Source organism: Ochrobactrum sp. PL_is483, assembly GCF_055816855.1.
Genome location: NZ_JBVPGS010000029.1, coordinates 67,631 through 88,949, shown reverse-complemented (window position 1 = coordinate 88,949; position 21,319 = coordinate 67,631). Strand labels below are relative to the sequence as shown.

At 55.8% G+C, this 21,319-nt stretch carries 21 protein-coding genes and 1 tRNA gene; 11 read left to right on the top strand and 11 right to left on the bottom strand.

Annotation, left to right across the window (positions count from 1 at the left end; all coding sequences use genetic code 11):
* Window positions 1–43: 43 nt before the first annotated feature.
* The 8 genes from AC0TNJ_RS05905 (at window position 44) to AC0TNJ_RS05870 (ending at window position 6,545) form a co-directional block, all read left to right on the top strand.
* The gene (locus AC0TNJ_RS05905) at window positions 44–931 is read left to right on the top strand and encodes a DMT family transporter (protein ID WP_473770549.1); all 888 of its coding nucleotides are present in this window, start codon (window positions 44–46) and stop codon (window positions 929–931) included.
* Window positions 928–1,557: a molybdenum cofactor guanylyltransferase MobA gene (mobA, locus tag AC0TNJ_RS05900; protein ID WP_473770548.1), complete on the top strand. Its 630-nt coding sequence runs from the start codon at window positions 928–930 to the stop codon at window positions 1,555–1,557. Before AC0TNJ_RS05905 ends, mobA begins: the two co-directional genes overlap by 4 nt.
* On the top strand, window positions 1,554–2,057 hold the full coding sequence (gene mobB, locus AC0TNJ_RS05895; RefSeq protein WP_473770547.1) for a molybdopterin-guanine dinucleotide biosynthesis protein B: 504 nt from the start codon (window positions 1,554–1,556) through the stop codon (window positions 2,055–2,057). The genes mobA and mobB overlap by 4 nt, the downstream gene beginning before the upstream one ends.
* A gap of 343 nt (window positions 2,058–2,400) precedes the next feature.
* On the top strand, window positions 2,401–3,207 hold the full coding sequence (locus AC0TNJ_RS05890; protein ID WP_473767534.1) for an ABC transporter substrate-binding protein: 807 nt from the start codon (window positions 2,401–2,403) through the stop codon (window positions 3,205–3,207).
* Window positions 3,208–3,350: 143 nt separating this feature from the next.
* Window positions 3,351–4,073 carry an ABC transporter permease gene (locus tag AC0TNJ_RS05885; protein WP_122000214.1) on the top strand — a complete coding sequence of 241 codons (723 nt, stop codon included), beginning with the start codon at window positions 3,351–3,353 and terminating at the stop codon, window positions 4,071–4,073.
* A 1-nt stretch (window position 4,074) separates the two neighbouring features.
* A complete protein-coding gene (locus AC0TNJ_RS05880; RefSeq protein WP_122000258.1) occupies window positions 4,075–4,908 on the top strand; it encodes an ABC transporter permease in 834 nt (277 codons plus the stop codon).
* 108 nt (window positions 4,909–5,016) lie between these two features.
* Window positions 5,017–5,637: a glutathione S-transferase family protein gene (locus AC0TNJ_RS05875; protein ID WP_473770546.1), complete on the top strand. Its 621-nt coding sequence runs from the start codon at window positions 5,017–5,019 to the stop codon at window positions 5,635–5,637.
* Between the two features lie 29 nt (window positions 5,638–5,666).
* Window positions 5,667–6,545 carry an NAD(P)-dependent oxidoreductase gene (locus AC0TNJ_RS05870; protein ID WP_473770545.1) on the top strand — a complete coding sequence of 293 codons (879 nt, stop codon included), beginning with the start codon at window positions 5,667–5,669 and terminating at the stop codon, window positions 6,543–6,545.
* A 119-nt stretch (window positions 6,546–6,664) separates the two neighbouring features.
* On the opposite strand, the gene AC0TNJ_RS05865 is transcribed toward AC0TNJ_RS05870, so the two are convergent.
* The 7 genes from AC0TNJ_RS05865 to AC0TNJ_RS05835 all read right to left on the bottom strand — a co-directional run bounded on the left by AC0TNJ_RS05865 (window position 6,665) and on the right by AC0TNJ_RS05835 (window position 15,755).
* The gene (locus AC0TNJ_RS05865) at window positions 6,665–7,777 is read right to left on the bottom strand and encodes an OmpP1/FadL family transporter (protein ID WP_473770608.1); all 1,113 of its coding nucleotides are present in this window, start codon (window positions 7,775–7,777) and stop codon (window positions 6,665–6,667) included.
* A gap of 547 nt (window positions 7,778–8,324) precedes the next feature.
* Window positions 8,325–11,057: a valine--tRNA ligase gene (locus AC0TNJ_RS05860; protein ID WP_473770544.1), complete on the bottom strand. Its 2,733-nt coding sequence runs from the start codon at window positions 11,055–11,057 to the stop codon at window positions 8,325–8,327.
* A gap of 265 nt (window positions 11,058–11,322) precedes the next feature.
* Window positions 11,323–12,096 (bottom strand): PopZ family protein, encoded by a 774-nt coding sequence (locus tag AC0TNJ_RS05855; RefSeq protein WP_473767539.1) that lies wholly within the window; start codon window positions 12,094–12,096, stop codon window positions 11,323–11,325.
* A gap of 232 nt (window positions 12,097–12,328) precedes the next feature.
* Window positions 12,329–13,708, bottom strand: coding sequence for a TolC family outer membrane protein (locus AC0TNJ_RS05850; RefSeq protein WP_473770543.1), 1,380 nt, complete (start codon window positions 13,706–13,708; stop codon window positions 12,329–12,331).
* A 143-nt stretch (window positions 13,709–13,851) separates the two neighbouring features.
* A complete protein-coding gene (locus AC0TNJ_RS05845) occupies window positions 13,852–14,520 on the bottom strand; it encodes a protein-L-isoaspartate O-methyltransferase family protein (protein ID WP_122000208.1) in 669 nt (222 codons plus the stop codon).
* A 329-nt stretch (window positions 14,521–14,849) separates the two neighbouring features.
* The gene (locus AC0TNJ_RS05840) at window positions 14,850–15,050 is read right to left on the bottom strand and encodes a heavy-metal-associated domain-containing protein (protein ID WP_122000207.1); all 201 of its coding nucleotides are present in this window, start codon (window positions 15,048–15,050) and stop codon (window positions 14,850–14,852) included.
* 81 nt (window positions 15,051–15,131) lie between these two features.
* Window positions 15,132–15,755, bottom strand: coding sequence for a hypothetical protein (locus AC0TNJ_RS05835; protein WP_122000206.1), 624 nt, complete (start codon window positions 15,753–15,755; stop codon window positions 15,132–15,134).
* Between the two features lie 187 nt (window positions 15,756–15,942).
* Between AC0TNJ_RS05835 and sufA the strand changes: the two genes are divergently transcribed.
* Together sufA and AC0TNJ_RS05825 are read left to right on the top strand one after the other, a co-directional pair.
* A complete protein-coding gene (sufA, locus tag AC0TNJ_RS05830) occupies window positions 15,943–16,323 on the top strand; it encodes a Fe-S cluster assembly scaffold SufA (protein WP_122000205.1) in 381 nt (126 codons plus the stop codon).
* Window positions 16,324–16,347: 24 nt separating this feature from the next.
* A complete protein-coding gene (locus tag AC0TNJ_RS05825) occupies window positions 16,348–16,719 on the top strand; it encodes a TfoX/Sxy family protein (RefSeq protein WP_473770542.1) in 372 nt (123 codons plus the stop codon).
* 21 nt (window positions 16,720–16,740) lie between these two features.
* Here the strand turns inward: AC0TNJ_RS05825 and AC0TNJ_RS05820 are convergent, their stop codons facing one another.
* Together AC0TNJ_RS05820 and AC0TNJ_RS05815 are read right to left on the bottom strand one after the other, a co-directional pair.
* Window positions 16,741–18,192, bottom strand: a complete 1,452-nt coding sequence (locus AC0TNJ_RS05820; RefSeq protein WP_473770541.1) for a DEAD/DEAH box helicase — start codon at window positions 18,190–18,192, stop codon at window positions 16,741–16,743.
* 297 nt (window positions 18,193–18,489) lie between these two features.
* A complete protein-coding gene (locus tag AC0TNJ_RS05815; RefSeq protein WP_122000202.1) occupies window positions 18,490–19,263 on the bottom strand; it encodes an NAD kinase in 774 nt (257 codons plus the stop codon).
* A gap of 152 nt (window positions 19,264–19,415) precedes the next feature.
* Between AC0TNJ_RS05815 and AC0TNJ_RS05810 the strand changes: the two genes are divergently transcribed.
* Window positions 19,416–19,491 (top strand) — tRNA-Thr (locus tag AC0TNJ_RS05810).
* A 172-nt stretch (window positions 19,492–19,663) separates the two neighbouring features.
* Here AC0TNJ_RS05810 and AC0TNJ_RS05805 read toward each other — a convergent pair.
* Together AC0TNJ_RS05805 and AC0TNJ_RS05800 are read right to left on the bottom strand one after the other, a co-directional pair.
* On the bottom strand, window positions 19,664–20,074 hold the full coding sequence (locus AC0TNJ_RS05805; protein ID WP_122000201.1) for an SUF system Fe-S cluster assembly protein: 411 nt from the start codon (window positions 20,072–20,074) through the stop codon (window positions 19,664–19,666).
* Entirely contained in the window at window positions 20,071–21,315 is a 1,245-nt protein-coding gene (locus AC0TNJ_RS05800; RefSeq protein WP_473770540.1) for a cysteine desulfurase, read from the bottom strand. The genes AC0TNJ_RS05805 and AC0TNJ_RS05800 overlap by 4 nt, the downstream gene beginning before the upstream one ends.
* Window positions 21,316–21,319 lie beyond the last annotated feature (4 nt).

The following is a 21,319-nucleotide window of genomic DNA, read 5'->3' as shown; positions in this document are numbered from 1 at the left end:
CTGTATCGTGCCGCAGTCATCAAATTTTCGAGCAAGTATTTTCATGCTTCTCGCCATGGGGACTTTTACCATTGGCGATGCGATCACAAAGTACCTCCTGACTGAAATGAACAGCGGACAGTACATGCTGGTCCGGGGCGTGTTCGCGACAACACTCATCGGTCTGCTTGCCTGGCGTCATGGGGCGCTGCGCAATCTGTCCCTTGAAAAGATGACACTTCTGCGCGTGGCTGGCGAAGTGGTGGCGACGGTGACCTATATTTATTCTTTGGGCCACCTCTCCCAGGCATTCTGTTCAGCGGTTTTTCAGGCCACCCCGCTCGTGGTGACGCTGGGAGCAGCCTTGTTTCTCAAAGAGAAGGTCGGCTGGCGCCGCTGGTCCTGTGTCCTGGTCGGATTTGTCGGCGTCCTGATTATCATCCGGCCTGGAATGAACGATTCGGCCAGCCTTGCAGCCGTAGCTGTTCTTCTGGCGAGCGTCTGTTTTGCGGCCACGCGCGACCTCGCCACACGTCGGGTGCCTGCACATGTGCCAACGCTTTTCCTATCGACGCTGACAGCAGGAGCGATAACGCTGACCGGTGGCGCCCTGACTATTCCCATGGGCGGATGGCAACCTCTCAACATTTCGGCTGTCGGAGCTATGGCCATTGCTGCCGTCCTGCTGCTGGCCGGCTATCACTTCATCATTCTGGCCATGCGGGAGGGCGAAGTTTCGTTCGTTTCACCGTTCCGTTATTCCAGCCTGCTCTGGGCAATCGGGCTCAGCACATTTGTCTTCGGCGAAGCGCCTGACATATATACGATCTTGGGATCGGTGCTGGTGGTCGGGAGCGGCGTCTATATGGTCTATCGTGAGAATGTCTTGAAAAAGCGGGAACGCTACAAGAGCACGCTCGCGACGATCCCGACTGGCGTGGAACCTTCATGATCGCCGGAGCCATCATTGCCGGCGGGCTTTCCAGCCGCATGCAGGAAGGTGGCGTTGCGGGCGACAAGTTTCTTCAACCGCTCGGCACCGGCTCCGTTATTACCCATGTCATCAGACGGATCGAACCTCAGGTTCAAGCTCTGGTCGTCAACGCGAACAGCAATGATTCCCGCCTGACCGATCTCGGCATCCCCGTCATAAAAGACATCTCCGCTCAACATGGCGGCCCGCTAATCGGCATTCTGACGGCGTTGCTTCAGGCGCAAGCCTTTCCCTTGCTGCTGACAACAGCAGCCGATACGCCATTTCTGCCTCCCGATCTCGCGGACCGTCTTCTTTCGCGTCGGAAGGAGACCGGAGCGCGGGTTGTTCTCGCCAGTTCCCTGGAGCGGATTCATCCGATTTTCGGACTGTGGGAAACCGGCCTGGCAGATGAACTCTCCGCCTGGCTTGCAAGCACGAACAGGGCCAGCGTTCTGGCATTCGCTGAGCATATCGGCTTCGAGACAGTTGAATTTCCGCTTGCCTTGGCTGGCGATAGTTCGGAAACATATGATCCGTTTTTCAACATCAACCGGCCCGACGATCTTGTCGCCGCACGGAGACTGGCTGAGGGAATGGAATGAACCAGAAGCTTTTCGGCATTACCGGCTGGAAAAACTCCGGCAAGACGACAATGACCGAACGGCTGGTTACATGCCTCACTGCACGCGGATACCGTATCGCCACCATCAAGCACGCCCATCATGATTTCGACATCGATCATGAAGGAACTGATTCCTGGCGGCATCGAAAGGCGGGAGCGGCGGAAGTAGCGATAGTCTCGTCGCGGCGCTACGCGATCATGCATGAGAACATGGGCGAAAAAGAACCCTCCCTTTGGGAAATCGCCGCCAAGCTTGCGCCATGTGACCTGGTTCTGGTCGAAGGCTATAAGCTTGAAACGCACAAGAAAATCGAGCTGCGCCGCTCGGGCAGTCATGGAGGGCCGCCGCTTTCCGCCGAGGATCCGAGCATTGTCGCCATTGCCAGCGACCAGCCGCAGCCCCAGGAAACGGCGCCGGTATTCGATATCAACGATATCGAGAAAATAGCCGATTTTATCGCGCGCGAGATGGCCCTTTGAGCAAAACCCTATAGTTGACCTCCCTGATGGTGATTTTTATCACATTCAGGCGAAATTATGCGGAAATCACCGAGATATCCACGCCCGAGACACACAATTTAATTACTCAGACCATCTTGCCAACAGTCCAAAATTGGTGGGAATATCACTCGCAGAATGGATGGCCGAAACGGAAGCGCGAAAAAATATTGCGCATGATCGGCTCAACCATCTAATGATAGGGATAAGGGGAATCCGCCACCAAAAGTGCAATTTAAGGTTACATGGTCGTGCCTACCCCTTAAGCGGCTGAACCAGAAGAAATAATCAGGGAACCAGCCAGAACAAAACGAGAGGAACCAAAATGCGCGTATTGAAGCGTATCGCCACTGCTGCATCGGTTGCAGCCCTGGCAATCACGATCGGCACGATGACTGCCGGTACAGCTAATGCGGAAGAGCCGCTCAAGCTCAAGATCGGCACGGAAGGTGCCTATCCTCCTTTCAATTTCATCAAGCCGGACGGTACCCTCTCGGGCTTCGACGTCGATATCGCCAAGGCGCTTTGCGATGAAATGAAAGCGCAGTGCGAATTTGTCACCCAGGAATGGGATGGCGCAATTCCTGCCCTTCAGGCAGGCAAGTTCGATGCATTCATCGCCTCCATGTCCATCACCGAGGAGCGCAAGAAGCAGGTCGACTTCTCCAATAAATACTACAACACGCCTCCCGGCATTGCCGCTCCCAAAGACACAGACATCAAGGGCGTGACCAAGGAAGACCTCGCCGGAAAGACGATTGGCGTTCAGGTTTCCACCACACATTCCAACTATTCGGAAAAGACCTTCACCGACAGCACGATCAAGGCTTATCCCACGGCTGAAGAATATCGCCTTGATCTGGCCAATGGCCGTCTCGACGCCGCCAACGACGACAGCGTGACATTGGCCGAATGGCTGAAGTCGCCCGATGGCGCTTGCTGCAAGATGGTCGGCACTTTCCCGCCCGTTGTCGAAATCCACGGCCCGGGTGCTGGCGTTGCCTTCAAGAAGGGCCGTCCGGAACTGGTTGAGAAGTTCAACGCGGCCATCAAGGCGATCCGCGCGAACGGCAAGTACAAGGAAGTCAACGACAAGTACTTCGACTTCGATGCCTACGGCGCCGAAAACTAATCAGGACTGACACCTATGCGCCGATTTGCATTCCTGCAGATCGGCGCAAAACATTTGTACGGGCATGCCGCACAAGCCTGACCGGGTGAAATCCGGCAGGCGATAAAAACACAGGCAATTGCCTTTAGGAAAAGAATAGGCGCATGGAACATTACGCCACTCTGTTGAGTTTCGGCCCCGATGGTTGGGGAATCAGCATTGCCAACGGGCTTCTGGTAACTATCGCACTGGCTCTCGCGACGCTTCCTGTTGGGCTCGCACTTGGGTTTCTGGTGGCTGTCGGCAAACAATCCGCCGAACCATCGATACGGCTCGCAGCAAACATCTACACGACGATCTTTCGTGGCTTGCCCGAGCTTCTGACCCTCTTTCTCGTATATTTCGGGGCGTCGCTCGGGTTGCAACGGCTTTTGAGCCTGTTCGGTGTCGATGCCAATGTGGAAATCAATGCCTTCGGCGCCGGTATGGTCGCACTGGGCTTTGTCTTCTCGTCCTATTCGAGCGAAGTCTTCCTTTCGGCGTTCCGGGCGATCCCACGCGGTCAATATGAAGGCGGTTATGCTGTTGGCCTGTCTCACTGGCAGACGATGCGCAAGGTGATCCTGCCGCAGCTGATCCGCATTGCCCTGCCCGGCCTTGCCAATCTGTGGCTGGTGCTTCTCAAGGACACATCGCTGGTTTCGGTCATCACTCTCTCAGACATCCTGCGGCAAACCTCCATTGCGGCGCGCGTGACCAAGGAGCCGTTTCTGTTCTTCGGCATAGCCTGCCTGCTCTATCTGGCTCTCGCAATCATCTCGTCCTACTTTATCGACCGCATTGCCCGATGGGCTGATGCAGGCGCCAACCGTTCGCGAGGTGCGTGACATGACCCAGACGGTTTCCCACACGACAGTTCCGGTGATGGCTCCCCCACCAGTGGTAAAGCAATGGACGCGGATGCGCGTCGCCGGCCATATCATTGTGGCTCTCTGGCTTCTTCTCTTCGCCGGACTCGCGATTTATCTCTACAATTCCTGGCGTATCGACCTGTTCGAAACCTATGGCCCACGCTATTGGTCCGGGCTGCTGATAACGCTGAAACTGGTCGCACTATCCATCACCATAGGCGCGCTGCTTTCATTGCCTGTCACGGCTGCACGCATGTCAAACAATCGATGGCTGCGCGGCGTGGCTTTCGGTTACGTCTATTTCTTTCGCGGCACCCCGCTGCTCGCCCAGACGTTCCTTATCTATTATGGCTTCGGCACCTTCCGCCCGTTCCTCGAAAGCATCGGCCTATGGGTATTTTTCCGCGATGCGTGGAATTGTGCCATTCTGGCGTTTTCGCTCAACACGGCGGCTTATCAGGCTGAAATCCTGCGTGGCGCCATCCAGAGCGTGGCACCTGGCCAATGGGAAGGCGCCGCGGCGCTAGGTATTTCCAAACGGGTGACGTTCTGGAAGGTTATTCTTCCGCAGGCGCTCATCGTGGCGTTGCGTCCTTACGGCAATGAAATCATCCTGATGATCAAGGGGTCGGCCATTGTGGCCATCATCACCGTTCTGGATCTCATGGGCGAAACGCGCCGCGCCTATTCGCGCACGTTCGATTTCCAGACTTATCTGTGGGCGGCGGTGATTTATCTGCTGATCGTCGAATGTCTGCGACACATCTGGGATTACCTCGAACGGCGACTGACACGTCATCTTGTTCGCTAGAGATCACTAAATAGGCATAAGCCAAAATATCGTCCCCGGAAGTCTTGCGACTTTCGGGGACGATCTGTTTAGAATGCATTTTTCGACAGTAATGCAACAGGCTGAGTCATGCTGAAAATCTGGGGTCGTATCAATTCCACAAATGTGAAGAAGGCGCTCTGGATAGCGCATGAACTTGATCTTGAATATGAGCAGATCAATGTTGGTGGTCCATTCGGCGGGTTGAACGACCCGGCTTATCTGGCCCGCAACCCGAATGGCCTGATCCCCTTGCTGGAGGACGGCGACACTGTGCTTTGGGAATCCAACACCATTACGCGTTATCTCGCAGCCGCTTATGGTAAAGGCACGCTATGGATCGACGAACCGGCCAAGCGTGCCCAGGCCGAAAAATGGATGGATTGGGCGTCCGCGTCCTTCTACACCAATTTCAGCGACGTCATGAAGCACATGATACGGCTGCCAGAAGCGGAACGCGATCCAGCCATTTTGAAACGCGGTCTTGAGGGGCTGGCGCATTCGATGCGGATTGCCGACGAGGGCCTCAAGGAAACGCCCTGGTTCTCGGGCGAGAATTTCGGGATCGGCGATATTCCCATTGGCTGCTATGCCTATGCGTGGTTCGAGTTTTCGATTGAACGCCCCTCTCTTCCCCGTCTCGAAGAGTGGTATGGCCGTCTTAAGCAGCGCCCAGCCTATAAGGCGTCCGTTATGACGCCGCTCACCTGATTTTGGCAGTTATCCAAAGGAAGAAACGAATGACGACAGCGGCTAAAGTCGCCTTTCTAGGCTTAGGCGTTATGGGTTACCCCATGGCAGGGCATCTCAAGAACAAAGGCGGTCACGCCGTCACGGTTTATAACCGCACGACGGCCAAGGCCGAAAAGTGGGCCAAGGAGTTTGGTGGAAGCTTTGCCCCAACGCCTGCCGAAGCAGTGCGTGATGCGGACTTTGTTTTCGCCTGCGTTGGCAATGACGACGATCTTCGTTCTGTGACCATTGGGCCGGATGGCGCTTTCTCGGCCATGAGGAAGGATACGATTTTCATCGATAATACCACCGCATCCGCCGAGGTTGCCCGCGAACTGGACGCCGAAGCGCAAAAGCGCGGTTTTCATTTCATCGATGCACCTGTCTCCGGCGGACAGGCAGGAGCCGAAAACGGTGTACTCACGGTCATGGTCGGCGCATCAGAGGCAGTTTTCGAACGGGCCAAGCCGGTTATCGATGCCTATGCGCGCATGGTCGGCCTCATGGGACCGGTCGGCTCGGGCCAGCTTGCAAAGATGGTCAACCAGATATGCATTGCCGGTCTCGTTCAAGGGCTGGCAGAAGGTATCCATTTCGGCAAGAAGGCCGGTCTCGATATCGAAAAGCTGATCTCGGTGATCTCCAAGGGAGCAGCCGGCTCCTGGCAGATGGAAAACCGCTCCGGCACTATGAACCAAGGCAAATATGATTTCGGTTTTGCTGTCGATTGGATGCGCAAGGACCTTGGCATCTGCCTTGAGGAAGCTGACCGCAATGGTGCGCTTCTGCCGGTTACGGCTCTCGTGGACCAGTTCTACAAGGAAGTGCAGAAAATCGGCGGCAACCGCTGGGATACGTCTTCACTGCTTGCGCGGCTTGAACAGTAATCAAGACCACACCAAACGAAAAAAGCCCGGTAATGCCGGGCTTTTTCATGTCTCATACGTCAAGCCTGGAGCGGCTCCTGTTTTAACGGAACCGTTGGAACCGCTCGCTCGGAAGTACTCTAGAACTTGACCTTGGCAGTGAGTGACAAACCACCCACAAAGTCATTACCGAATCTGCCCTTGGAACCCGTAAGGCTCGCCTTGTTATCGACAACGGTATCATCAAGTTCACCGGAGGACAGCCAGCCAGCCGCGCCAGCAAGACGAACCTCGAACTGATCGTTCGGCTTGTAGTTGGTTCCCAGGCCGAACAGCCATACGTCAGTCTGCGATGTCAGGCCTGTGCTGGTACCACGGTCCCAGGTTACAGTACCGGCCAGGGACCATTGTTCGTTGAGCTTGTGGCCAACACCACCGCTCACCGTCCAGCCATCCTGATAATACAGGTTCAAACTGGTGATCGTTGTTCCCTTGCGAGCAATCTTGCTGTCGGATGTGTTGAAATCCACGTGGCTGATGGATGACCAGTCAGTCCACTTGACCGAACCGAAAGCAAGCCAGTCAGGAGCGATACCGGTCTGGAACTTGAATTCAACCGATTGCGGCGTCGCAACGTCACTTTCAACGTTGATCGGCAGCGCACGCCCACCGACAATCGCCAGATTATCAATCGTTCCTTCAAGATTGTACTTGACCTTGGACTGGTAAACGAGCGTCGCGCGCATCGCATATTCGGGGATTTCGTAGGCCGCACCGAGACGCCAGCCGATGGCTTCATCCTCTACGTCCAGAGACGCTACGCGGAACGGACCAGGGAACGGAAACTTCGTCGGATTATCGCGCGGGTCAATACCCGGGATCATTCGAGTTTGTTCACCCCGAAGCTCCTGATAGCTCACGCCGCCGAGAATGCGGAAATAGCTCTTCTCTCCGGCTGCAAAGCGATAGGAGCAATTCACGCCGTAATCGTTCGAGGAAATCTTCTGCTCGATCGCGGTATACATGCGGACCGTATCGACGCCAACGTCAGTGTGAATACCCCAAGGCTGCCGATACTGGGCAGCACAGGCAAAATCATCCGTCAGGTCGAACTTCGCAGATGCTTTCGGCACCCAATAGCTCTTGGCTTCGTCAACCTCGGTTTCATATGGCCGCTTGGTGATCGGGTTTATACCGCCCGTTTTCGCAGCGATTGGCGAACCTTGGATATTTTTCAGCTTTCGCTGCGGCATGATATAGGTGCCGGTGGTGTCGACAACGTTCCCTTTTTCGAAAAGGATATCGAAATCCTGCGAGCTACGCTCGAAACCACCTGCATTGGCTGCAACCGCGCTCCCGAGGAGAGCCGCGACCATTCCCGCCATTTTCACGCGCTGTACACTCATAAATGTCCTCCCACACAGCAACGATATTAACGTTGACGAAAACGTAAATCAGGAAGGTTTGAAGCCGCAATATCCATTAAATTGGATTAGCATCATACAATTTTCGCGGCATCTGTCGAAAATGGCCAAAACTTCGATCCTGAGGCCGTTCATTAGCAGTAATCGGTCACGCGAACGTCAAAATATGCGCAAATCGGCCAGTTTTTGACCTCTTTTTCGCCTTGTTGCGAAAGCGCAACATTAGTCAAAAACAATCGAAACGGCGGTTCGATCAATCGTTCCAGCGGTTGAATTGCGCCGAAATCCACCTCCGGCACAAAAAACACCCGGCAGCGAAATGCACTGCCGGGTGCTTGATTCGAAAAACGTGGGGTCGTTTTCAGGTCAGATCAAATCAGCTCGCATCACGAATGCGTGACTCCGCGGTCGCCACGCGCTGTGCTGCTTCCTTCAATTCGGCCAACCGCTCACGCTCGGCTTCAACGACCTCTTCGCGCGCATTGGCAACGAACTTCTCATTGGAGAGCTTCTTCTCGATGCGATCCATTTCAGCGGCAATCTTGCCAGCCTCCTTGGCAAGGCGCGCGGATTCGGCCTTGAGGTCGATCAGATTGCCAAGCGGGATGCAGATTGTCGCCTCACCCAGCAGCATCTGCGCCGACCCTTTTGGTGCTTGCGCTTCAAACGCAACGCTTTCCACGCGGGCAAGGCGCTTGATGGCCGCATCGTGGCGGGCAAACCGCTCCACGCTTGCCGAATTGGCATCAAGGACAACGACCGGAGCAATCGCGCCAGCAGGCACATTCATCTCGGCACGAACCGAACGAATTCCGGTGACAAGATCAACAAGCCAGTTGATGTCGGCAGCAGCCTCCTCATCCTCGAAGGACAGTTCCGGCCAGGCCGCAAGCGCCAGCACAGTGTCGCGCTTCTGTCCCTCGCCCGCCGTCAGGGTCCACAGCTCTTCCGTCATGAATGGCATGAATGGATGCAGGAGCTTGTAGATCTCGTCCAGGCAATAGGCCGCCGTGGCCTGAGCCTCTGCCTTCGCGGTTTCATCGTCACCCATGAAGATCGGCTTGAGCAGTTCCAGATACCAGTCGCAGAACTGGTTCCAGACAAAGCGATAGGCCGCGCCCGCCGCTTCGTTGAAACGATAGGTAGCGATGCCTTCGGTTACCGCGCGGGTCGCCTTGGTCAGTTCGGTCAAAATCCAGCGATTGACTGCAAGCTTGGCATTTTCGGGCTTGAAACCGGCGTCGAGCTTCACGCCGTTCATCTGGGCAAAGCGCGTTGCGTTCCACAGCTTGGTGCCGAAATTGCGATAGCCTGCGATACGTGCCGGATCGAGCTTCACGTCACGGCCCTGAGCGGCCATGATGGCAAGGGTGAACCGAAGCGCGTCGGCACCGTATTCATCCATCAGCTCCAGCGGATCAATGACATTGCCCTTCGACTTCGACATTTTCGCGCCGTTCTTGTCGCGAACCAAAGCATGCAGGTAGACCGTGTGGAACGGGATTTCCTCCATGAAGTGGAGGCCCATCATCATCATGCGGGCAACCCAGAAGAACAGGATGTCAAACCCCGTAACCAGAACACTGGTCGGATAATAGGTGGCAAGTTCCGGCGTTTTGTCCGGCCAGCCGAGCGTCGAGAACGGCCATAGGGCAGATGAGAACCACGTATCGAGAACGTCGGTGTCGCGTTCCAGTGCAACATCTTCACCGTAGTGCGCGCGTGCGGAGGCCTTGGCTTCCGCCTCGCTTTTTTCGACGAAGCATTTGCCATCGGGACCGTACCAGGCCGGAATCTGGTGTCCCCACCAGAGCTGGCGTGAGACGCACCATGGCTGGATGTTTTCCATCCAGTCGAAATAGGTCTTTTCCCAGTTCTTGGGCACGATCTGCGTGGTGCCATTGCGAACAGCAGCCATTGCTGGCTTGGCCAGTTCGGCAGCATTCACATACCACTGGTCGGTCAGGTAAGGTTCGATCGGCACGCCGCCACGATCACCGTGCGGAACGGCGTGCGTGTGGTCCTCGACCTTCTCCAGATAGCCGCGCTCGTCCATCAGTTCGACAATGCGCTTGCGAACCGCAAAACGATCCTGGCCGTCGAGCTCATTGATGAGCGCCTTCAGTTCAGGAGTCAGTTCGAGGCCTTCGAGGAAGTCGTTATTCCCCTTCAGGGTAATGGATGCCTCAGGCGTCAGGATGTTGATGGCGCGCAGGTCATTGCGCTTGCCGACCTCGAAATCGTTGAAATCGTGGGCAGGCGTGATCTTGACCGCACCAGAACCGGCTTCCGGATCGGCATAATCGTCCGCAACGATTGGAATGTGACGCCCGACGAGCGGCAAAACGACATCGTTGCCGACCAGTGCGTGGTAGCGCCCATCCTTGGGATTGACCGCAACGCCGGTATCACCAAGCATGGTTTCCGGGCGCGTGGTCGCAACGACGATATAGGTATGCGGGTTTTCCGGATCGAAAGGCACGTTCTCGAGCGGATAACGGAAATGCCACAGGTGGCCTTTCGTTTCACGCGATTCAACTTCGATATCGGAAATCGCCGTCAGCAGCTTCGGGTCCCAGTTGACCAGACGCTTGTCGCGATAAATCAGGCCCTGCTTGTAGAGCGTGACGAAAACTTCCAGAACCGCGCGCGAAAGCCCCTCGTCCATCGTGAAGCGTTCGCGCGACCAGTCGCACGAGGCGCCAAGGCGGCGAAGCTGATTGGAAATCATGCCGCCGGATTCAGCCTTCCACTGCCAGATGCGTTCAATGAACTTTTCGCGGCCCATGGCGTGACGGTTCGGCTCCTGCCGTTCGGCAAGCTGCCGTTCGACAACCATCTGGGTCGCAATGCCGGCGTGATCCATGCCGGGCTGCCACAGCACGTTCTTGCCGCGCATGCGCTCGAAGCGAACCATGATGTCCTGGATCGTGTTGTTGAGGGCGTGGCCCATATGCAGCGATCCCGTGACGTTCGGCGGCGGAATAACCACGGCGAACGGATCGGCTCCCGGCTTCGCGCCTGCACCCGCCTTGAATGCACCCGCTTCTTCCCAGCGTTCAGCAATTTTCGGCTCTATGGCCGCGGCGTCATAGGTCTTCTCAAGCATGGAATTATCCGGTCTTTATGCGCGATGAATGGATTGAGGGCTCAATAGCAACTAACAGCTGACAAATCACTTTAAAAGTGATGATGCCACCATTGGCCGCTTGAAAAGTGAAAACCCGCCTGCTGCACAGACGGGTAACACTTCGATAGATCGCTTTGATACCACTTAGAGCGCTTTTCGATCCAATGGATCATATCGGCGCTCTAACTGTTTGTTTTACAGCGCATCTTTTCCGAAAACCGTTTCACAGTTTTCGGGATGCGCTCTAACGTTCGCCGCGCACTACCCGCTCGATTTCTTCCCGAACGAGCCGCTCAACAAGCGTAGGCAGATTGTTGTCGAGCCAGTCTTGCAGCATCGGACGCAACAGTTCCGTAGCGATATCATCGAACGAACGACGCGGCTCAGCGCGAACGGCATGGTTCAAATCCTGAAATGCCGCTGCCACCTGACGTTCGGCGACCTGCGACAATATATGGGCAGCAGGCACTGTCTTTGCAACAGGTTCCGCGACCGGCGTCGCAGCCTCGGGCTGAACCGGAACCTCCTGTCCCGTAACGGTGGGTGCCGGTCCGATTTCTGCAGTGACGTCCGGTTTGAGCATGGCATCAAGTGCCTCGGCTATATCCGTCTCAACCGAAAGATCGATTTCTTCAAGAGATGTGGCAGCCTCGACCGACTGTTCCACGGATGACGTAGCCCCGACATTGGAGTGATCGTCATTCTCGGCATTGAGAACGACATCATCCTCATCGTCGGCCTCGGCTTCAGGTTCGGGAGCGGCTTTCAGCGGCTCGGCAATCGGACCGCGCAATGTCGGCTCGTCCTGGAACACGTTGCGCATCATGGCGGGTTTCTCCGGCTGGGTAACCGATTTTTCCTCGGCCGGACGGCGGAATTCCGCGACCTCACCACGAACCGGAGAACCGGCCAATGGCATGGGTTGGCGGGTGACATCGCTGTCTTCGATGATCCTGCGAATGGAAGCGAGTATCTCTTCCATTGACGGTTCCCGTGCTGCGCTGGATGTCTGTGCCATGACTGCTATCCGTTTTCCTGTATTGCGACATTGTCTGCAAAAGACAGAGAATCAATGGATTAAGGGTAGCGGACGATCCTGCGTTTGAGAATCCCCAGCCAAGGCTGGCGGGTTCAAACTCACAGCTTTATGGATTTGTTAATCTTTGCGATGCGGAAAACGTCGAATCGGCGGCAAAACAAAAGGCACCCGAAGGTGCCTTTTCAATTAATGGTCCTCTTGGGAAAACCGATCAGCGGCCGTCCGGCGTGCGCAGGCCGAACCACTTGTCCTTGACGGCCTTATAATGCTCTTCCGGCTTGTACTCGGCAACCTGCAGGCCCATCTGGCTCGCGGTCATGCGACCCGTTGCATTCAGAAGAGCATAGCTGGCGACGACGACATTGCGCTCGGACTCAACCAGTGCAATCTGCGCGGTGATGAGGTCGTTCTGCGCATTCAAGACGTCAAGCGTGGTGCGCTGTCCGACCTTGCGTTCTTCGATGACACCGTCGAGAGCAAGCTGTGCAGCGGCAATGCCGTCACGGTTTGCCTTGACCGATGCGCGGGCTGCTTCGAGCTGCGACCATGCCGAACTGATCGCCTGACGGACCTGATCGCGAACGACATCGACTTCGATACGCGCCTGGCCGAGCTGTTCCTTGGACTGGCGAACCTGCGCCGATGTGCGGCCACCAGTATAGATCGGAATGCTGACGCCGACACCAATCGAGGCCGAATTGCCATCAGTCTGCGAGCCGCCTTCACCAGAATAGGTATCGAGATGGCTGGCGCTTGCCTTGAGGCCGACGGACGGCAGCAAAGCGCCTTCCTTGGCTTTCACATTATATCCGGCGGCATTGACGGCATATTGGGTCGCAAGAATGCCGGGATGCCCGGCGGTCGCAATGGCAAATGCCTGGCTTGGCGAACTTGGCAGGTTTTTGGCTGCCGTAGCGGTTGCAAGCTTGCCCGGCTGAACGCCAACAACCTGCACATAGGTCGCTTCTGCCGACTTGACGTCCGCACGCGCCGAGTTCAGCGCCGCAACCGCAGTCGAACGGCTGGCATCGGCCTGCGCAACGTCGGTGCGCGTACCTTCACCCACATCGAGACGAGCCCTTGCAGCACGCACCTGCTCGTTCAAGGCCGCCAGGTTGCGCTCACGCAGAACTGCAATCTGGCGCGCTTTATAGACATCCATATAGGCGGTTACCGCCTCATAGAGTCTGTTCTGCTCTTCGTTGCGAAGGTTTTCCCGCTGGGCGAAGACCTGCGTTTCTGCGGCGGCGACATTGTTCTTGGTCTGAAACCCGTCGAACAGCATCTGGTTCAACTCGATGCCGAACGTGCCTGTCGTGCGATATCCCCGGCTTGAAGGCGTCTTGCCACGCCCTACGTCATAGCTTCCGGTGATCTGTGGACGATAGCCGGACTTGGCAATCGCCACACTTTCATCCGTAACACGAACGCCTGCACGCGAGTAATTCAGGTTAGCATTGTTCTTGTAGGCCTTTACGAGAGCGCCGGTCAGCGTTTCCGAGAACGCCGCCTGCCCCGTTAAAATGGTGCCAGACAACAATGCTGCGGCCGCTACCAGTCCTTTGCACGTTTTGAACACCGGGTACCTCATTATAAGAACAAACGAATCCAACTATCGAACCGATTGGTTCGGGCAAATCCTAATAACCTCTAAATTCGGTTATTTCCATTGCCCCCGCCAGAGCTTGCACAAACAAATTTCGTAGCGTTGCAGAATTGTACCATCCGCTAAAATTAAAATTCGAACTGCGGAACCCGTTCGAATCCCGGAAGCGGACGGACCGCAGTGTTGAACACACCGCGCCCCGATGCAACACCATTTTCCTTGACATAAATCCGCGCAACTCCGGCATTTCCGCGACCTTCGACGGCAACAAGGCGTCCGCCATCCTTCAGCTGGCCGAGCAATGCGTCCGGAACGAAATCGACGGCGCCTTCGATGACGATCACATCGTAAGGGGCTTCCGACGGGTAGCCAGCCTGCAGCTCACCTGAAACGATCACAACATTGTCATAGCCCAATTCAGCCAGACGGGCAGTCGCGGCAGCCGATAACACGGAATCACTTTCCAGACCGATGACCGAGCCTGCCAATCGGGAAAGAATAGCTGCGGAATAGCCGGTGCCGCAGCCGACATCGAGAACCACGTCCGTCTTCTTCACGCGTGCAAGCTGCACAAGCTTTGCGAAAGGCGAAGGCTCCATAAGGTAGCGAGGCTGCTTGCCTTCGCTTTCAAGGAGCTGGTCTTCATCGATATAGGCGAGCACCTGGCGGGCGGCGGGAACGAAAGCCTCGCGCGGCACGGCCAGGAAAGCATCGATAACCGCCAGATCGGTTACGTCCGTCGTACGGATCTGATTGTCGACCATCTTTGTGCGAAGATCCTGGAAATCGGCTGCCATAGCCCTAAACCCTTCCTTGTCGCGGAATGCGATGTTTCATGCCATTGGAGCGCCGCGCGTCCTTCGGGACGCACGCGGAGCACCATAAACGAGATTTGCCGTTGATGTGGCAAAAATCGCGGGTCCAGTCAATGAAACACAGCATTTGCGGCATTTATGCTCATTGATAACCGTTTGTTGCCAGCATCAGAATATGAAAATGCCGGAAAGCGCCTTGCTTCCCGGCATCATATCGCTGCCTGCAAGCACGCATCCCGAAACCGTTCCACAACTGTCGGGATGCGCTCTAGCTTTTGCGGCGCCCGGATACAAGCGCCCCTGAAATCACATTATTGAGTATTCGATGCAGGATAACCTGCTGCTGCCAGCGCCGAAAGCACGGCGTCCCGCGAAACCTTGCCGCCGAACTCCACCTCCTTGTTTTCGAGGTCGATTTCGACTGACGCTGCCGGATCAAGTTCACGCAGCGCGACGGTAATGTTATCTGCACAACCGCCGCACTTCATCTTGGGAATGGAAAATTTCATCAACTCGGTCACTCCTTTTTGGGAACTGACCACAAGATGGAGCTTCCCATCGTGGCAAGGTCAAGAGCTATTTTGTGTCGTTTCTTACGGTGCCTCACAGGTCTCCGGCACGCTCTTCTCCAGCTCAAGTGGTGATTTGGTGAGCGAACCCGTCATGATCTGCATAGGCTTGAAAGGCGGTTCTTCCTGCATAGCCGGATTTGTGAGATGGATCGTATAGCAGCCCGTAAAGACTTCTTTTTTTCCATCTGTCGTCTCCGCCTCGATAGCCAGAGGCTGGCTCCAATAAATCTGCCCTGCCCCCGGATCAGGATCGGTCTTGCGCAAGGCGACCTTGACGCTTTTGGTGTTTTCATAGCCCTTCACAAAGGTTTTGAAGTCGGGCTCTCGTCCCTCCTCGGAATAATAACCGTAAGCGCGGGCAAATTCCTTGCGATTGACCGCATTGTAGTAGGACTCAATCAGTGCCTGCGGCGTGGAACGATCATCGCGATAGTCCGGGACCGTCACGCCGCCCGCAGCCTCCTGCGTCTGCTCGGAAGGTTTGGTTTCCTCGATCGGCTGGGAAGCCTTGTCATGCTTTTCCTGCACGTTTCTGGGCGTTTCCTCAGGCGCGGCTTTAGGGGGATTTTGCGCCCAGGCCCCTCCGGCTGAAAGAAGGCCGATTACAGCAGCCAGCATGAGAGGTTTCATTCGGTCGTCTGACATTCGCTTCTCCTCTTCCTAGCAAACTTTTGTGAAGCGCCTGACACGCTTCCGATTTGGTGTATTGCAGTAAAGATGTTACAACACTAACTATAGTGAAAACGTGGCAATCGCAGAGGAAACTCAGCTTGTTGCGACGAGATTGGACGATTCTCCGTCCATATGCCAGCACCGTACCGGAAGAGAGAATATGGGCCGTTTCGCAGTCATGACGCTAACAGACAAGGCAGCTGATCGCGTTCGCGAGATCATCGCATCGCGGGATGGCGCGCTTGGTATCCGGGTGGGCGTGAAAAAAGGCGGCTGTGCCGGGATGGAATATACCATCGATCTGGTCACCGAAGCCAAGCCGGGCGACGATGTGATCGAGAAGGACGGGGCCAGGGTTTTTATCGCGCCTGAAGCGGTTCTTTTCCTGCTTGGCACCCAGATGGATTTCGAAGTGACGACGCTGCGCACGGGTTTTGTCTTCAACAACCCGAACCAGACCTCGGCTTGCGGCTGCGGCGAATCCGTTGAAATCAAAGCCGCCTCCCCTGAAAGCCTCCGCCAGATGCAGGGCGCAGCCTGAACCAACACAAAGGTCCACCAGCCAATGGATGACGAAGCTCTTCGCGATTTACTGCAGGACTTCGGCCCCATCAGCATCCGCCGTATGTTCGGCGGCAAGGGCATTTATCATCAAGGCGTCATTTTTGCGCTCGTCGTTCGCGACGAGCTTCTCTTCAAGGCCGACAACATCACCATTCCGGAGTTCGTAGAAGCTGGCGCGATCCAGTGGACCTATGAAGGACGCAAAGGCGGCGACCCAATAGCCATGCCTTACTGGAGCGTGCCGAGTGAAGCTTTCGACGATCCGGAAGTCATGACGCGCTGGGCGCGCCTCGCCTACGACGCCGCTTTGCGTAGCGAGAAAAACAAGCCAAAAAAGAAATCGGCTGCGAAGCGTCAGCTTGCAGCCGATTGAACCATTTCTGTACTGCTTCTGTCAGATTCCAGTCGGAATCAGCATGAATGCCGGAATGTCGTTGCCAAAGCCAACTGGTGTCGGACCATCATCATCCCGATCACGACGGCGCTTATGCTCGTGCTGCGGCTTGCCGCGGCGTTCATCATTTGAAGCACGGATCGCATCGCGACGATCACTGGCTTCTATTACCGGCTGCGGCAGTTCGGCAGGATCGAGAACTTCGGCAGGCTTGGTCTTTGCCTTGTCTTTCGGCTTGTCCTTGCCCTTTGCATCCTTGCCCTTGCCGCGCGCATTCTTGCCCTTGCGCTCGTCCGACTCGTCGGAAGGGGGGAGCGTCGACAGGTCACCGTCAAGCCATTCTATCTTTTCGCCTATCATGTCTTCGATCGCAGCCAGATATTTCGTATCCGAAGGCGTTACGATGGTGAAAGCCTTGCCGGAGCGTCCCGCGCGGCCAGTACGGCCAATGCGGTGGACATAGTCTTCAGAATGAATCGGGATATCAAAATTGAAAACGTGGCTCACATCGGGAATGTCGAGACCGCGGGCAGCTACGTCGGACGCGACCAGCAACTGCAACTTGCCGTCCTTGAAGTTCGACAGCATGGTCATGCGGGCGCGCTGGTCCATGTCGCCATGAAGAGCGCCAGCATTGAATTCGTGCCGCGTCAGCGAGCGGAACAGCTCCGACACATCCTTCTTGCGGTTGCAAAAGATGATCGCGTTCTTGAGCGTATCGCCTTCCGCGCGGATAAGGTCACGCAGCACGGCGCGCTTGTCCCAATCCTTCTTGCTGGATTTCACCAGACGCTGGGTCACGGTCTTGGCCGTGGAGGAAGCCTTTGCAACCTCGACGCGCGTGGGAGAATGCAGGAACTGTTCGGTCAGCTTGGTGATTTCCGGCGGCATGGTGGCCGAGAAGAAAAGTGTCTGACGCGTGAACGGGATGAGCTTGCAGATACGCTCGATGTCCGGAATGAAGCCCATGTCCAGCATGCGATCCGCCTCGTCGATGACGAGAATTTCAACGCCGGTCAGGAGCAGCTTGCCGCGCTCGAAATGATCGAGCAGACGACCCGGCGTAGCGATGAGCACATCTGCGCCGCGCTCAAGCTTGCGTTCCTGTTCGTCAAACGAAACGCCGCCAATCAGGAGCGCCACATTCAGCCGATGATTGATACCATATTTCGTGAAATTTTCCTCGACCTGAGCAGCCAGTTCCCGGGTCGGCTCCAGAATGAGCGTGCGCGGCATACGAGCCCGCGCCCTGCCCTTTTCCAAAAGCGTCAGCATTGGCAGCACGAAAGACGCAGTCTTGCCGGTTCCCGTCTGCGCGATACCGAGAACGTCCTTGCGTTCAAGGGCTGGAGGAATAGCTCCTGCCTGAATGGGTGTAGGCGCAGTATATCCCGCCGCGTCTACAGCGGCGATCACTTTCGGGGAAAGACCGAGTTCGGCAAATGTCGTCAATGGAGGCGCAGCTCTCTGGTTTGGAAGTGATTTCCACCCATCCTGTCGTTGCAGCCGCGTCATCGGGCGCAGGAACCAAGGCAGAATAAGGCGTCTGCAACGCAAAATGCGTTTTCTTGCAGCATCGCCTACGTCCACAGCGTGCAAAAGTCAACTAAAATACCATCGAAAGATATTAAATTGCTTCAAACATGCTGTTGCGACCGAAATCAACGTGGAACATGAACAAATTTATTCAAATTATCAAAAGCTAAAAAGCAATCGGCACTGCTCAAGTCGCACACCTTTTTGCTGACCCTAATGCCTGAACTGTTCCGTGAGAATGCGTTCATCCCATGAATGGTTTCGATCAAAAAGAATGGCGACCTGGCTGTTCGGCGCTTCCCGCACCGTGACGGAGCGGACCGATTTGACTTCATTATTGTCAGCGACTGCGTTGACAGGACGCTTTTCGGTTTCCAGCAGATCCATACGAACGGTCACATGCTTGGGCAACAGCGCCCCACCCCATCGACGCGGGCGAAACGGGCTGACCGGGGTCAGCGCCAGAAGCGGCGCCTCAAGGGGCAGAATGGGTCCTTGCGCTGAGAGATTGTAAGCGGTGGAACCTGCCGGGGTCGCCACCATAACGCCATCGCAAACGAGCTCATCCAGCCGCACCTTGCCGTCGATTGTTATCCTGACCTTGGCAGCCTGATAGGATTGACGGAACAAGGAAACTTCGTTGATCGCCAGGGCTTCGAACGATTGACCGGATTCCGTTTCCGCGACCATGACAAGCGGGCGAATGGTTTCCATCTGTGCGGCAAGAATGCGTTCGGGAAGATCGTCCACGCTGAATTCATTCATCAGAAAGCCGACCGAACCGCGGTTCATTCCGTAAATCGGCTTGCCACTGTTCATGAAATCGCGAAGCGCCTGCAGCATGGTTCCGTCACCGCCAAGCGCGACGATGATATCAGCATCTTCGGCGGCCACATGACCATAACGGGCCACGAGTTCCTTTTGGGCGACAAGTGATTCTTCGGTTCCTGATGACAGAAAATGAAGCGCGAGCGATTTATCTTCCATAGTAACAGTCCCGAATCCGGCCCACCTTGACAAGGTTGCCACTATTTCCCCAACTCGCTATTGGCTATCACATGAAAAACCCGGTTGCCATGACCTGCTGGCGATGAATTTTCGTTTTACAGTCGCTGCATTTGTGCTAATCGGACGCGAGTGCCCTTATAGCTCAGTTGGTAGAGCACCTGATTTGTAATCAGGGGGTCGGGAGTTCGAGTCTCTCTGGGGGCACCAAAATCATCCAAAAATCAAAGAACTAGCGTAATAACCTGACGCGATGGCCTGGTGTCGTCCGCAACTCATTGACCGGATTTCCAGAAGTTTGCAGGGATTCGGGTAAATCATGGATGGCGCATTTAGCGAGAATCAAAAATGCGGCCCGAAGAGCCGCATTTACATGGATTGATCAATACCAGCCGACAGCTACTTGCGCTTCTTCGGACATACGATCCGGCGTCCATGGCGGATCGAACGTCATCGTAACTTCCACCATCGAAACGCCTTCAACCGCACCGACCGCGTTCTCTACCCAGCCCGGCATCTCGCCCGCAACAGGGCAGCCAGGTGCAGTCAATGTCATTTCGATTTTCACAGTGCGATCGTCTTCAATATCAATCTTGTAGACAAGGCCGAGTTCGTAAATATCGGCTGGAATCTCGGGATCATATACCGTCTTCAACGCCGCAATGATGTCATCCGTCATGCGCAGAAGTTCTTCCTGCGGGATGGCAGACGCCGAAAATACCGAACCGGCTGCGGTCTGTTCCGCAACCTCTGTATCGGCTTTGTCCTGAACTTTCTGTTCCATATCGGTCATCCGAAAAACTTCCTTGCCTTTTCCAAGGCTTCCGCCAATGCATCCACTTCAGCGCGGGTATTATACAGGGCGAAGGATGCACGGCATGTAGAGGTGACGCCGAAGCGTTTCAAGAGCGGCTGCGCACAATGCGTTCCAGCACGAACCGCAACCCCGGCCCGGTCGATCACCATCGACACGTCATGGGCATGAATGCCCTCAAGCGCGAAAGAAATGATCGCTCCCTTGCCCGGCGCATTACCGAAAATGCGCAAGCTGTTGATGCGTCCGAGCTGTTCATGAGCATAATCGCGCAGGTCTTCCTCATGGGCGAGGATCGCGTGACGGCCGATCTTTTCCATATATTCAAGTGCAGCACCCAGCCCAATCGCCTGAACGATTGGTGGCGTACCGGCCTCGAAACGGTGCGGCGGATGATTATAGGTGACGTTTTCTTCCGTCACTTCTTCGATCATTTCACCGCCGCCCTGAAAGGGCCGCATCTTTTCCAGCATTTCCGCGCGACCATAGAGCACGCCGATGCCGGATGGGCCGTAGACCTTGTGGCCGGTAAAAACATACCAATCGCAACCCAGATCCTGCACATCGACAGGCAGGTGCACAGCGCCCTGACTGCCATCGACGAGCACCGGAATGCCGCGCGCATGGGCAAGTTCAACGATCTTCTTGATCGGCGTCACCGTTCCAAGCGCATTCGACATATGCGTGATCGCGACAAGCTTGGTCCGCTCCGTCAGGCGCTTCTCGAATTCTTCGATATGGAAGATGCCTTCATCGTCCACCGGCGCGAAGACGAGCTTCGCGCCCTGCCTTTCACGGATGAAATGCCACGGCACGATGTTGGAGTGATGCTCCATGATAGACAGGAGGATTTCATCCCCCTCACCGATATGCGGCATGCCATAGCCATAGGCGACAGTGTTGATCGCCTCCGTCGCATTCTTCGTGAAGACGATTTCGTCAACCGAACCGGCGTTCAGGAAACGGCGCACCGTCTCGCGCGATTTTTCATAAGCGTCCGTTGCCGCATTCGACAGGAAATGCAGGCCGCGATGAACATTGGCATATTCGTTGGAATAAGCGTGAGCAACCGCGTCGATGACGCTCTGTGGCTTCTGCGCCGATGCGCCATTGTCGAGATAGACGAGCGGCTTGCCGTGCACTTCTCGCGAAAGAATCGGAAAGTCCCGGCGGATCGCCTCGACGTCATAAGCCGCAATCAGCGGATTCTTCTGGTCCATGATC